The following is a 12,902-nucleotide window of genomic DNA, read 5'->3' on the forward strand; positions in this document are numbered from 1 at the left end:
TGGTTATGGACTTATAATAATGAACGCCCTAACATGGGCATAGGTGGGATAACACCCATACAAAAACTGGAAAAGTTAAACAACGAAAATTCTACAGATAACCTCCATTAAAAATGGGGAGATTACCCCACTACAAGCACAGAATAAATTAAAGCCATAAAAAAACCGTTATTGGTGGGCTGGGGGGATTTGACCCCCGTCCGAAAAGCATCGATTGTTACAGCTAACGAATAAAAACAATGACTTACTTTAAAATCAAAAGCTTATTTGCTTATGGCATCTTCTAAAGTCTTGTGTAATCTTTTGATTTTGGGCATTATGTGGACATAGTTAAAGTTCAATATTCGATTGAATTTTGAGCTTGTAATCATTAGTTTGCAATAAACTAAACATCAAAGGAATTGAAATGAGCATAACTTTATTCACTACTGAAAATTTACCTGAGGGTTGTACTGTAAAAGAAACTTTTGGGATGATACAAGTCACTGGCACTGTTGAGGTATCTAGTAAAGGAATGATTCGTGGTATGTTGCAGCGCGACAGAAATGAATATCAAGAGGTTATAGATTCATTTGTCGATAATGCACCAATTGAAGCGAATGCTATTCTAGGTGTTCAAGTATCGACATCATCGCAACAGTTCAGTAATGGTACTTTTTTATACATTACTTACATTGGCACTCCGGCAATTATTGAAGAAAAATAAGTCATTTTTTCTTATGTGCTATCCATCTAATCTTCGAAAAAGAGTAGCATTTTTAGAATTATAGGGAGTTAATTTGGTATCTACTTTTTTAAATAATCTGTCAATAATTGAAACTTCACTATTATCGTTTGAGTTAGATGATTTAGACAACGCTGAAGAAACAAGAGCTAATTTATTTGCATTAATCAAAGTTGCATCTAAATTTGACGAGTACTTGGACCAAATAAACAGTGTAAGATTTAAACCAACTGATGTTTTCTATAACAAAGGTCATCATGCATACAAAGATCACTTTAACGCAGCTAAAAACAAATTGCTTATCGTTATTAAGAGTATCCGAAGGGAAGTGAACTATGGTGCTTTAGATTTGGTACCATTATCAAAGCCTGAGACTATATCTCTTCCCTGGTTATGGGAAAACATATCAGTAGGTTCCTTCTGGAAAGTAGGCGGTATTATATTAGTTACTCACGGATTTGCGTTTGGTATTGGTGTTTTGTTTAGCTAATTCTTGGCCCTAATTTGATAGCATCTTCTAAATGACTTGGTGCACAGTGCGCGTAAACCATAGTTTGCTCAATCTTTGCATGACCAAGTATCTGTTGTAACACTAAAATATTACCTCCGTTCATCATAAAGTGACTTGCGAAAGTATGCCTTAAAACCTGGCTACACTGCCCCTTAGGTAAATTAATATCTGTTTTATTTACCGCCCTTTCAAACGCCTTTCGACAATCAGCAAATAGTGGCCCTGATTTTTTAGGGATTTCATTAAACAGCTTTCACTAATTGGTGCAGTTCGATTCTTTTTACGTTTGGTATTAATAAAGGTGATGCGGTAGCTATCGCATGATTTAATAACTTGAAAGCCTTTTAACCCATTAATAAGCTAAGTAACAATTGCTTTCTATTTAGAATGAAAGTCTTAGGGGATTTATTGTTGCTTTGGGTAATGCACCATAAATTAGTATACAGATAATGCACGGTTAAATATCAAAGCAAATACTGTTTCAATCAAAATTATCGTGTTTACATTAAGATTAAACAATGAAATAAATTAAGGAACTAATTTATTTCATTAAATTCGATGCCATTTAATTTTCTTTGAATAACTAATTGCTTAAATTCTTCACCGCAAAATAGCCCTATCCCATCTAACAACTTAGATTTAAATAGTAATTTGCTATTTATATCTGAATCAATAAATGCAAAGCTTTTAAAGCCACTTCTTACTCCTTTAGAGTAGTCCTCAATGCATTTATCTAAATCTTCTTGGCCAAAAACACGCAAGTTAAAAAGTATCATTTCACAGCCATCTACGTCTATTTTTAGGAACTCACCATACTCATTTAAAAGCTGGTATAAATATTCATAAGCTTTCTTAGATAATAATAAAAACCCACCTTGGATAGAAATATCAACTTTTTCATAATCATTAAACAACGGCTTTATAGGCATAACATCTGGCCATATATTTTGAATAGAGTCATTATTGGCATGTAAATCAAAAATTTTAACCATAAACTCTGTTTCAGAAGTGTCTACGTATCTTTTTAGTGATTGATACAATGAGTAAGGGTCAAAATCTAGTATAGCCCCTTGGTCATTCTTACAGTTAATTCTATATACTTTCATGAGCATTATCCTAAAGTGGGGAAGCTACTAGAAATTTAAATAGGTCTATCAGTCATCTTCGCTACAAATTTTGCCTATCAAAAGCGCGATAGTAATTAAAATCTCATTCCACTATTTTTAAAACTATCTCTTTCTTCTTTAATTTTAAAGCAATATTTTAGACAATAAAAAACCCGCTAACCTATGTGGTTAGCGGGTTTCCTGTATCTGTTCGGATGTTATCGAACAGCGAATTGGTGGGCTGGGGTCATCTGAACCTAGCAACTAAGAGGTTGTTTATAATAACAATAGAAATCCGAATAGCTCAATGGTGTTACTTAGTGTGTTACATTAAGTTTTTGTAGCTATCCCAATCTTCTCCAAAAAGTCGATGAAATTGAGAGCTAGCTAACCCCCAAAACTCTTTCTCCAGTTCAATTACTTGAGCCCTTTCAAGCTCATATTTAGCCCAACGCTTGTACTTTGGCTTTGGAAAATACTCAGAGGACTCTATCAAATTATTTATATCGGGAAAGTTATCCCATATTTTCTTTCTAAGCTTTCTAATACGTCTTGCTAATCTCTCCTGCTTACCCTCACTTTGTGACGCATAACTCAGCTTCAAACAGGCTTTACAAGAATATCCTTTTTTAAACTCATACAAATGTTGACGCTTTATCTGGCAATAAGGACAGGTCAAATAAAGTTTTTTGCTAGCGCTTTTATCACACGTAATTAAGCCTATTTCCTGTCTATCTATTGTGTTAATTGTTCTGAAAAATCTAACCCCATTATCTATTTCCTTTAACTCTATAGATATTGAGCTGGATTCATCTGTTAAAGAGTAATTGCCAAGTGGTAATGTTAATAAGTCTTTTAAGTCTTTTGCGAATAACCTTGTGTAGGCTGCTGTATACTGCCGCACAATTAAACGGCCTTGATGAATACCTTTTGCCATAATACATTTACTTTATAACCTTGATGATCATATAGTAACATTTGTTTTAGTACGAAAAACAGGCGTTAAATTAAGTTTATTATTTAAAAAGGAGTTTATGAAATGAACAAAAGCTTACTGTGTATTGGCTTATTATCTTTAGCGGCATTAACTGGGTGCGAAAGTGTTAGTGACTCTCTAAACCAAATGGCAGGCCTAGGTGTAGTATCGCAAGAGCAATCAACGTTTGATAATGAAACAATTATTAAAGTGACACCTAATTTTTTATTTGAATCTCAAAGTGATTGGGGGGCAAATAACGTTAAATTGGGTGCCAGATGGAAAAGCTCTCAACCTGACAATATCATCATTGATTTAGTTTATGATTCGTCATCATCAAGTGGCTCATCTTATGCTCAAATAAATTCACTTGAAATTAATTTAAACAATACTAAACACTCTTTTACAACAAATTCAGCTACTTCATTTGATAATAGTGGTTATAACTCTGTTTCAAAAACAATTTACACCAAAAGCCAAAATGCGGTTGTAATACCTAAAGGACTTTTAGAAAAAATGGTTAGTGCTGACAGTTGTCTCATAAGGATCAATACAAATAAAGGTTATCAAGATTCTAATTTTTTAATAGAAAGATCAGGTGGTGGAGCTCCTACAGCCCTGCTATCAATCAAAGAGTTTCTTGTAGAGGTGAACTCTGAAATTAAAGTTGAATAGCTTTTCCTACGAATTGTTGTTTATCCTGATCCTGCTAGTTCCATAGTTTTTAGTTTGACTCTGCTTATACCCTTTGCCTCTAGTCTTTGCCAAGTATGAAATACGCCATACTGCGCGTTGAATAGAGGCCTCACATTCACGCTTTAAATTATAGTAGCAACGCTTAGGCGTGTACTCAGAGCCTTGTAAGTTGGTTTCCCATACGTCTTTCACTTTAATGAGTATATCGTGAGGGTGACGTACTTTGTGACCATCTAGCATAAGGGCATAGTGATAATGTTGCTGCTTTGCGGTTTCCATTTCACGACACCAAACAAACCCAACACGTTTGAGGCCATATTTACGCTTTAGCCACTTAAACAATATGCGATTAAATTTGCTCACAACCTCATTGTTGTCGGTGTATTTGTATAATCGGAGATCAAAACGAATTAGATGTACTTTGCTATGGTGGCTGAGCATCGCATTTACTTGCCCAATCATCTGTTTTGCCATGTGTGAATATATTCCGCTGTATTTACCATTGACCCAAAACACTGTGTTATTTACTTCAAGATAACGGGTATTCATTCTGTAAGGCATGGGATTCACTAAAGGATATTATTAATTACCTAGTACCAAGTTAGTTATTACTATCACGCTTTATAAGGTTAAAACTTAAGGTTAAATTAGGACTGCCATTTAAAATAAGGTCAAAAACCAATAAATGATGCTTATTAAAAATTTTTTAAGATTAAAGCTATAAGCTTATTGATAGTGTCTACTAACATAATTGTAACGGCAAATAATAAGGTTTATGATAAAAAAGCTGGTGGCGCAATGTCGAAGTTAAACCACCAGCCGCACTTTTAAAAAGTCTACTTAGGTTAGCCCTGAGTAGGCTTTTTACTTTTTATACGCTGTTGGTATTCTTTATCAGCAGCGGCCTTTTCTCTTTTGGCGCGCTCCAGCCTCTCAACAGCGCGCTTAGTGCCATAGTAAGAGCGGTCTTTATATTGTTTACGAGCAATCGCTCTTGCGTCCTTGTCATACTCCCAGTCACACGAAAGATGCCTTTCATCTAACCAATAAAAAGTTTGTTTTTTACCGTTATAAACGTCCTGCTTAGTGTGAATTAGCCAGTGCTGGTAGTGCTCACCCATTAGCTTTTGTAAATAAGCCCTAAAGCCACCACCTAGCTCATTACATAAAAAGTCTCTTGGTAGTTTATTTATTTCATTACTGCCGTATAAAAGCGAAAGTAATTCATACGCTGGGCTGCTAACTTCTGGTAGCGCACCATCAGGCGCAGTAAGTAGTATATTTTCCATATTAGCCCCTTATAGTTTCACTGAGCGATTAGCAACAAGCTCTTTAACCAAGCTTTTTAATTGCTGTTCAGAATAACCAGCAATCATAGCTTGAATAACTTTATCGCATTCACTTTCGACGAAACCTACAGCACGAGCCCCTAAGCTAACTGGGTTTGGAAATAAACCTTCTTGAATACGGTTATAAAGCGTCGACTTTGACCAGCCTGTTGCCTCTAAAACTAATGGACGACGAATAATTTTAAGAAAAGATTGTTTGTACATTGTAAACCTTAAATAGTTGTTATCGGACAGATTTAAGGATACAAAATTATTTTTTGGCATTTTAAGCGTGTTGCTAAAGTTTTTTACGTTCTCTGTAAGCTTTTCCCAAAGTTTCAGCTTTTATATTTCTATTCAGCTGCTCTCTGACGTATTCGCTCACTTTTTCCCACCGCTCACCTTTATTAAGCCTCCTTGTGTCGTTACACGTAGTTTTCTCAAAATACTCAAATGCCTGCTCATATTGTTCGGTGGTTAACCTTGTGTTGCTACCAATCAATGCTTCATTTCTATAATTACCTAAACTTATTTTTGATTCATTAATAGAAAAGTAAAACAGCTGAAAAGCCATAGTTAACCTTAATGAATTTTTTAAGCTAGCTTCATAATCTTCTCTTAAAAAATACTCTCTACAGCAATTTAATTCATGTAAGCAACTGGCAGCTTCTAAAGCTCCTTTAATATCTGGATAATCATCTTTCAGCACTTGTGATAATGATTTAAATGAATAGCGCTCCTGCTCTGTATTTTTAAAATCTTCAACAGGAAGGTTTTTAATTTGTAACCACCCAACGATTTGCTTTTCAATACCGTTAATTAATGTTTCGATATCGTAAGCATCGTTAACACCTTCTGACTCAACTATATTTTTTATATCGTCAAACTCTAGCATTTCATGACTACCAAAAGTCTTACTTTGATTTTTTATAGCTGATCTCTTTCCATAGTTTGAGCCATATTTGTTTTTCATTTCTGTAATCTCTACATCATCCACTGATTTAGTTTGTTTCTCTAATTTACGCATTATGAGCTCCTTCTCACTTTATCTTCTAGCACAATAATATTTTTTACTGGTTGATTAACTATTAAACTGCTCCACCAGTCCATCATTACCCTTCTACGCTCTAAGTAATCAGCCCTGTTATAAGCTCGCCTAACTTCATTTTTATCTATATGGGCTAGTGCGGCTTCAACTACATCAGCATCAAAGCCATGTTGATTTAATGTAGTACTGGCTAAGGCTCTTAAGCCGTGAGCCACCAGCCGCTTTTCATACCCCATTCGTTTAAGCGCCATATTCGCTGTTTGCTCGTTTATATGGCTACGTGGGTTTCTATCTGCTGGAAATAAGTATTCTCTATGACCGCTTAATGGCCTAAGACGCTCTAAAATCTCTAAAGTTTGCTCAGTAAGTGGTACTAAGTGTTCGCGCTTTTTCTTCATGCGCTCTGCTGGGATAGTCCAAAGCTTGTTCTCAAGATCTATTTCAGACCATTTAGCGCCTGCCGCTTCACTTGGGCGCACCATGGTATGTAGTTGCCATTCAAGTAGGTAGCGAGTCACAAGCTTAATACTGGCATAACTAATATCTTTCATTAGCTGCGGCAATTCTTCAGGCGCAATTGTTGGCATGTTTTGTTTTTGGGGCTTTTGAAAAGCAGAGCGTATACCCGCCAAAGGATTCGAATGTATAAGCCCCGTATTAACCGCAAAAGTCATTATCTCGTTTAGCCTTTGGCTTAGGCGCTTAACAGTCTCTAAGCTCCCCTTAGCGGCTATGGGCTTTAATACCTCTATTGTTTTAGGTGCTGTAATTTTGCTAATCGGCAATTTGCCTAACGGTGGGATTAGATGATTTTTAACAGAGCGCCAAAGGTCGATAGCATGCTTTTCACTTACTTGTGTTTGCTTTACTTCAAACCAGTTAATAGCAACGTGAGAAAATGTATTTAGAGCGGCTTCTGTTTGCTGGCGCGTATGCTCTTTTTTGTGCTCATTAGGGTCAATATCTTGTTTAAGTAGTTTTCGGAAGTCTATGCGTATCTTGCGCGCATCAGCAAGACTAACTTCAGGGTAAGTGCCTAAACCTAAATTTGAGCGCTGTTTTGTAAAAGGCTTTTGGTAACGAAATACCCATCGTTTAGAACCCGAAGGTCTAACACGTAATTCTAAACCGTACCCATCAGGTAAGGTATATTCTTTATCCTTTGCCTTTGCTTGCTTAACTTGCGTATCCGTTAGCGGTGTGACTATTTTTGGCATCTTTGTACCACCAATTTTGATTTAAAAGCCCTTGTGGTACTTACGATGGTACATAAAGTTGTGGATTTTATAAACTGTTAAAAACCCTTACTGGAACCACATGTAGGCTACATAGCTGATTATCATTGAATTTTAGGCAAAAAAAAGACGCCTAAAAGGCGTCTTAGTTCTTTGAGATGGTGGAGCTGGGGGGATTTGAACCCCCGTCCGAAAAGCCTCGACCGTCGGTACTACATGTTTAGTATTGTCATTTAATTAACCTTTAAATCCCGGACAAACACGGTAGATAAAGGCGAGGCCGCTTAGTTTTAACGCTTCAACCCCGGCCAGGGTTTCCGTCGCGATCAGGTGTTAGGGTGACACTCCAAAATCCAGTCCACAAGAATACATGGAAGGAGCGCTAGCCAGCCTAAGCTGCTAGAGAGTAGTTATCGTCGTTTGCGATTACTTTAAATTGCGGCTTTTTTACGAGGCAAACCGCACCTCGACATGCACCTCAGGCTTCTTGAATTCCGTCGAATCCTAATCAGCCCCTGAAATATGAATTTCTTTCAGTGAAGGCAGTATAACTGAGTAAACGACTGATACTCAAGGGGTGTGACACTTTTATTTTAGCTAACTGAATCAACTGAACAGTAAACAAGCACAAGTTTGTAAAAAAGCAAACAAATACTGAACATTTACTTAACATACCGGTCAAGTTGTGCTCAAATAAGGAGTTAAATTTTACACTAGCTATAAGGCTTTAGTAGTAAAAGTAATAATCATAATAACAGGCATATTACGTAGGGAATTTATAAATGTCGGTTTTTTTATTTAATGAACAAACGGGTGAGCTGGCGTTATCTGCACACCCTATTGATAATGGATTTCCGGTGACGAGTGCTCAACTTATTGAGCTACTTGAACAGTCGGATTATTGCGAGTTTGAAGTACTCTCTGGCAATATTGGTAAGTTATTTTCACCGAGTAAAAATTATCAGCAAGAATCATTAGTAATTGCCAAAGCTACGGACGCGAGCATTGTTATTAACGTTGATGAAAAAAACATGGTTGCAGAGGCTACGCTTACCACGGCCAAAGGCGGCGCATTACTCTCTATGGAGGCAGCTCAAGCAGCTTTAGTTAAAGCCGGTGTAAAAAAAGGCATTAGTCCTCGTGCACTTGATACGTTTTTAGGTCAACAATTTTCTCACCCTGCAGGTACATCATACAGCGCTATTGTGGCTCATGGCCGAAACCCTAAAGAAGGCAGTGATGCGAGGTTTGTTCGTCTTTGCTCTACTGCGCAAGACCGCGTACTTAGCCCCCAAGCAAAAGAAGGTGGCAAGGTCGATATGAAAGACCTTGGCGCGATTATTACGGTAAAACCCGGCACCCCTTTAATGCAGCGAGTAGCAGCTACTCCAGGTGAAGATGGCTATACGGTTTTTGGCGATATGATCAAGGCAACACCTGGTAAAGAACATCAATTACAGCCCTTTGAAGGCACAAAAATAGATCCTAATAACCCAAACATGCTCATTGCCGATTGTAAAGGTGTGCCTGTGGCCTTACCTAGAGGCATGCGGGTTGACGATGTTTTGTGTTTTCATAACGTAGATGTAAGTACAGGCCACGTTGATTTTGATGGCAGTGTAATTATATCTGGTGATGTAAAAGACGGTATGCGGGTTAAAGCCAATGGCGATATTACTGTATTAGGGTTTGTTGAATCAGGCACGATTGAAAGTCAAAGCGCGGTAACTATTATGCTCGGCGCTATTGGCCGTAAGCGTGAAAATGAAGAAGCATTTACTTGCGAAATTTCTGCCCAGCGTACTATTTCTATTGGCTATGCCCAGTACTGTAATATTAAAAGTGCGCAAGATTTATTTATAGAACGCCAAGCATTACATTGTAATTTAAGTGCAAGGCGCTTAATACGTGTGGGTAAAGCAGGTAACCCTCGCGGCAAAATAATTGGGGGAAATATTCTTGATGCTATGCGTATAGAAACAGGTGAACTAGGTGCGCCGGCAGGGACTAAGACCCGTGTGTTTTTAGCTCAAAACTGGCATGAACTGCGCTCAAAGCAGTCTCAAATAATTGATTTTGAAAAAGTGTTAGCAAGTAAAACATCTGCACTTAAACAAGCTAAAGAAAAAGCGATAAAAATTCCAGTTGCTGCTCAACGCCAACAGCTACTAGATAAAATTGCCGCTAATGAGCAGCATATAAAAACTCGCGCTATGCACGTACAACGTCAAAAAAGATTGGTGAAGCAAAAAATTTCTCAGCTATTGGCAACTAGCCGACTTAAAATTAACGAAATAATGCACCCAGGTGTGGAGCTTAAAATAGCAAAAGACACAAAACAGTTTTCGCGTATTTACCCACCCCACTTAGTAAAACTTTCTGAGGGAAAAATCACTCAGTCGTTTTAGTATCCTCTTCGGTGTTTTCAGTTTCTTGGGCGTCACTTTCAGGTAGTGGCGCTAATGGCCAGCCCCCTAGCTCTTGCCAACGGTTTACTATTAAACAATATAGTTCTGCTGTGCGTTCTGTATCGTAAAGTGCCGAGTGTGCTTGGCTGTTATCAAACTCAATCCCCGCGGCTCTACATGCCTTAGCTAGTACCGTTTGGCCTAAAGCTAACCCTGCAAGCGAGGTTGTATCGAAACTCACAAATGGATGAAACGGCGTACGCTTAATATTGTTACGCTCAATGGCTGCATTTAAAAAGCCATGATCAAAAGCGGCATTATGTGCCACTACAACTGAGCGTTGACACCCAGCAGCTTTTTGCGCTTTACGTACTGCTTTACAAATTTCTTTAATTGCTTCGTCTTCTGGTACAGCGCCGCGCAACGGGCTAAACGGGTCTATGCCGTTAAATTCAATTGCGGCTTGTTCAATATTAGCGCCTTCAAAAGGCTCTACATGAAAATGAACGGTATGATCTATGCTGAGTAACCCTTCGTCATCCATTTTTAAAATTGATACGGCAATTTCAAGTAGGGCGTCGGTTTCTTTATTAAAGCCGGCGGTTTCTACATCAATAACAACAGGAAAAAAGCCGCGAAAGCGTTGTGCGAAAAGTGTTTGCTCAGTATTTGCCATAGTCTTCTTGGTTTATGAGGATAAGCTCACTATTATGTCAAAATTGGGGGCTACTCGGCTAGGGCTTTATAAATTATTTAATTAATATATTGTAGGCATGCTATTTGCTTTTAAATAACTGCTAATTGTATTGGCTGTTATTAATCCCCATCGCATTAAATTACGGATACCAGTATGGCGCTTAAAAAATAGCGCAATAACAAGGCGAAAATTATTTATAGCTTTGTTTTACATCAGTAAGTTTAACGCAGTGAGCGGGCTATTTAATACGATACGAAGATTATGTTTTTAATTAAGTTGGTATAGAGCCCTACTTTAGCCGTACGCCAAAATATTGGCTTAGTAGATTAACCGGAGCGTTTTATGAAGTGTAAGTTGTTTTTTATTAGCGTAAGCCTTGGCACCGCCTTGATGAGTTATTCATCGCAAGCGGCTATGCGCCAATACAGCGCAAATCAAGATAACTCCAATTGGGAAGTTATAAAAACAACGCGCTTACAGTGCCAATTAAACCACGAAGTGCCCTACTACGGTGAGGCCATATTTAAGGCATCGGCTAGTAAAAACAAAAACCTAACCTTTAATCTAGATATGGTTGTGCGCCCCGACAATTACGATATAGCCGGTTTAAAGGCGGTGCCACCAGCATGGCGTTCAGGCCTGCCCGCGCGTGATATAACCACGATGAAGTTACTTAAAAAGTTTGATGGTGAGCTTGGTAATAAAACCGCATGGGAAATGCTAACTGAACTTGAAAAAGGGTTTCATCCTACCTTTTACTACCAGGACTGGCAAAATAGTGCCGACAAAATTGCCGTTGGTATTTCAAGCGTTAATTTTAAACAAGCCTATTGGGCGTTTTTACAGTGCCGCGATGAACTTTTACCATACAGCTTTGAAGATATTTCATTTACTGTAATGAACTACCAATCAAATAGCAGTAAGCTCACTAAAGAGTCGCAAAAGCGCTTAGATAAAATTGCTGAGTATTTAAAAAATGATACCAGTATTGAGTCTATAAGTATTGATTCGTATACCGATAGCTACGGTGGCCGTTGGAATAACTTAGATTTATCGCGTAAGCGTGCTAAAGCTATAAAAGATTATATGGTCAGCTTAGGTGTTGATGAGGGCAAAGTAGAAACCACAGGCCTAGGTGAAAAACGTTTTGTTGATACTAACGAAAATATTTTAGGGCGAAATAAAAACCGTCGTTTAATTATTCAAATAGCAAAAATGTAACCGCCCTAAACTGCTAACTACTGCTGCGCCGCTTTATGAGCTTATCGCCAAACTGAAAAAACGTTAGGCTCAAAAATATAATTATGGCTCCTATAATAAGCTCCTGACTTAAAGGCTCGTTATTAAGTAATGCGCCTAGCGCTAATGCAAAACTTGGTGTAATTAAACTACTTAAGGCTACAGTACTGGCGTTTAACTTTTGTAATACATGAAAATACGCTAGAGCCCCTACAATCGAGCCAAAAATACCTAAATACACAATACTCCATAACGAGCGAGCACTCCAATAATCCATACTTATTTGCCCATCTACCAGCCACCACAACAGTCCAAATAAAGGAGTAACAAAAACCAGCGCTCCAAAAGTGGTTGCCATAGGGTGAATAGCAATTTTTACACGTTTGATCATCACCCCACTGAGACTAAATAAAGTAACCGCCAATAACACATACATCAGCCCTATGCCCTGAGTTTGTGAGGTTTGTAGCTGGTTATAACTTACAAAATAAAGGCCTATTAATGCACAGCTCAGCGCTATTAATTTAATAGGACTAAATTTAGGCTCATTAAGTAACCTTTGTGCTAAAAAGCCAGAGAGAATAGGCGCAAGGCCAAACACTAATGAAATAATACCTGAAGGTACTGTGGTAGCAGCCATGTAACTTAATGACATACCGCCAAAAATACCCAAACTGGAGTATGTATATAACGTGCACGCGTTTTTGCTCCAAGGTACACGAATATTGGCTATAGCAACAATTAACCCAGCAACAAATAAGCCTATAATCATGCGCATTAAAACGGCGAGGGTTGGTGCTACAGTTTCACTGCTCCATACAATACCTAGAGGCGTAGTACACCAAATAATGACAAGTAGTAAATAAGATAATTTAACTGGCACACGCCATTCCTTTGCACTGAGGAGGTAGAAACCCTATTAAAGTAAATTATA

The 12,902-nt window shown here is 37.9% G+C and carries 14 protein-coding genes, 1 other RNA gene and 1 pseudogene; 5 read left to right on the plus strand and 11 right to left on the minus strand.

What is annotated here, in order from left to right:
* The first annotated feature begins 406 nt into the window (after nucleotides 1–406).
* Nucleotides 407–706 carry a hypothetical protein gene (locus tag PSI06_RS08970; protein WP_273603571.1) on the plus strand — a complete coding sequence of 100 codons (300 nt, stop codon included), beginning with the start codon at nucleotides 407–409 and terminating at the stop codon, nucleotides 704–706.
* A gap of 73 nt (nucleotides 707–779) precedes the next feature.
* Nucleotides 780–1,214, plus strand: a complete 435-nt coding sequence (locus PSI06_RS08975; protein ID WP_273603572.1) for a hypothetical protein — start codon at nucleotides 780–782, stop codon at nucleotides 1,212–1,214.
* Here the strand turns inward: PSI06_RS08975 and PSI06_RS08980 are convergent.
* From PSI06_RS08980 to PSI06_RS08990, 3 genes and pseudogenes are all read right to left on the minus strand, one after another.
* Nucleotides 1,207–1,583: pseudogene (locus PSI06_RS08980) on the minus strand (tyrosine-type recombinase/integrase); the annotation flags it as partial. The gene PSI06_RS08975 and the pseudogene PSI06_RS08980 overlap by 8 nt on opposite strands.
* A 188-nt stretch (nucleotides 1,584–1,771) precedes the next feature.
* Nucleotides 1,772–2,341 (minus strand): hypothetical protein, encoded by a 570-nt coding sequence (locus PSI06_RS08985; protein ID WP_273603573.1) that lies wholly within the window; start codon nucleotides 2,339–2,341, stop codon nucleotides 1,772–1,774.
* Between the two features lie 325 nt (nucleotides 2,342–2,666).
* Nucleotides 2,667–3,278: a hypothetical protein gene (locus tag PSI06_RS08990; RefSeq protein WP_273603574.1), complete on the minus strand. Its 612-nt coding sequence runs from the start codon at nucleotides 3,276–3,278 to the stop codon at nucleotides 2,667–2,669.
* Nucleotides 3,279–3,380: 102 nt separating this feature from the next.
* Between PSI06_RS08990 and PSI06_RS08995 the strand changes: the two genes are divergently transcribed.
* A complete protein-coding gene (locus PSI06_RS08995) occupies nucleotides 3,381–3,992 on the plus strand; it encodes a hypothetical protein (RefSeq protein WP_273603575.1) in 612 nt (203 codons plus the stop codon).
* Between the two features lie 6 nt (nucleotides 3,993–3,998).
* On the opposite strand, the gene PSI06_RS09000 is transcribed toward PSI06_RS08995, so the two are convergent.
* The 6 genes from PSI06_RS09000 to ssrA all read right to left on the minus strand — a co-directional run bounded on the left by PSI06_RS09000 (nucleotide 3,999) and on the right by ssrA (nucleotide 8,140).
* A complete protein-coding gene (locus PSI06_RS09000; protein WP_337944058.1) occupies nucleotides 3,999–4,562 on the minus strand; it encodes a YagK/YfjJ domain-containing protein in 564 nt (187 codons plus the stop codon).
* A 296-nt stretch (nucleotides 4,563–4,858) separates the two neighbouring features.
* Nucleotides 4,859–5,302, minus strand: a complete 444-nt coding sequence (locus PSI06_RS09005; protein ID WP_273603577.1) for a hypothetical protein — start codon at nucleotides 5,300–5,302, stop codon at nucleotides 4,859–4,861.
* Between the two features lie 9 nt (nucleotides 5,303–5,311).
* The gene (locus tag PSI06_RS09010) at nucleotides 5,312–5,566 is read right to left on the minus strand and encodes a helix-turn-helix transcriptional regulator (RefSeq protein WP_273603578.1); all 255 of its coding nucleotides are present in this window, start codon (nucleotides 5,564–5,566) and stop codon (nucleotides 5,312–5,314) included.
* A gap of 73 nt (nucleotides 5,567–5,639) precedes the next feature.
* Nucleotides 5,640–6,368 (minus strand): hypothetical protein, encoded by a 729-nt coding sequence (locus tag PSI06_RS09015; protein ID WP_273603579.1) that lies wholly within the window; start codon nucleotides 6,366–6,368, stop codon nucleotides 5,640–5,642.
* A complete protein-coding gene (locus tag PSI06_RS09020; protein ID WP_273603580.1) occupies nucleotides 6,368–7,606 on the minus strand; it encodes an integrase domain-containing protein in 1,239 nt (412 codons plus the stop codon). The genes PSI06_RS09015 and PSI06_RS09020 overlap by 1 nt, the downstream gene beginning before the upstream one ends.
* A gap of 177 nt (nucleotides 7,607–7,783) precedes the next feature.
* Nucleotides 7,784–8,140: a transfer-messenger RNA gene (gene ssrA, locus PSI06_RS09025) on the minus strand.
* Nucleotides 8,141–8,406: 266 nt separating this feature from the next.
* On the opposite strand from ssrA, the gene PSI06_RS09030 reads away from it, so the two are divergent.
* Nucleotides 8,407–10,032 carry a DUF342 domain-containing protein gene (locus PSI06_RS09030; protein WP_054983045.1) on the plus strand — a complete coding sequence of 542 codons (1,626 nt, stop codon included), beginning with the start codon at nucleotides 8,407–8,409 and terminating at the stop codon, nucleotides 10,030–10,032.
* Here PSI06_RS09030 and rnt read toward each other — a convergent pair.
* The gene (gene rnt, locus PSI06_RS09035; protein ID WP_029774102.1) at nucleotides 10,016–10,708 is read right to left on the minus strand and encodes a ribonuclease T; all 693 of its coding nucleotides are present in this window, start codon (nucleotides 10,706–10,708) and stop codon (nucleotides 10,016–10,018) included. The genes PSI06_RS09030 and rnt overlap by 17 nt on opposite strands.
* A 363-nt stretch (nucleotides 10,709–11,071) precedes the next feature.
* On the opposite strand from rnt, the gene PSI06_RS09040 reads away from it, so the two are divergent.
* Nucleotides 11,072–11,950, plus strand: coding sequence for a flagellar protein MotY (locus PSI06_RS09040; protein ID WP_054983043.1), 879 nt, complete (start codon nucleotides 11,072–11,074; stop codon nucleotides 11,948–11,950).
* A gap of 13 nt (nucleotides 11,951–11,963) precedes the next feature.
* On the opposite strand, the gene PSI06_RS09045 is transcribed toward PSI06_RS09040, so the two are convergent.
* Nucleotides 11,964–12,851: a DMT family transporter gene (locus PSI06_RS09045; RefSeq protein WP_273603581.1), complete on the minus strand. Its 888-nt coding sequence runs from the start codon at nucleotides 12,849–12,851 to the stop codon at nucleotides 11,964–11,966.
* Between the last annotated feature and the right edge of the window lie 51 nt (nucleotides 12,852–12,902).

The organism is Pseudoalteromonas sp. GABNS16E, assembly GCF_028598715.1.
Lineage (GTDB): Bacteria > Pseudomonadota > Gammaproteobacteria > Enterobacterales > Alteromonadaceae > Pseudoalteromonas > Pseudoalteromonas atlantica.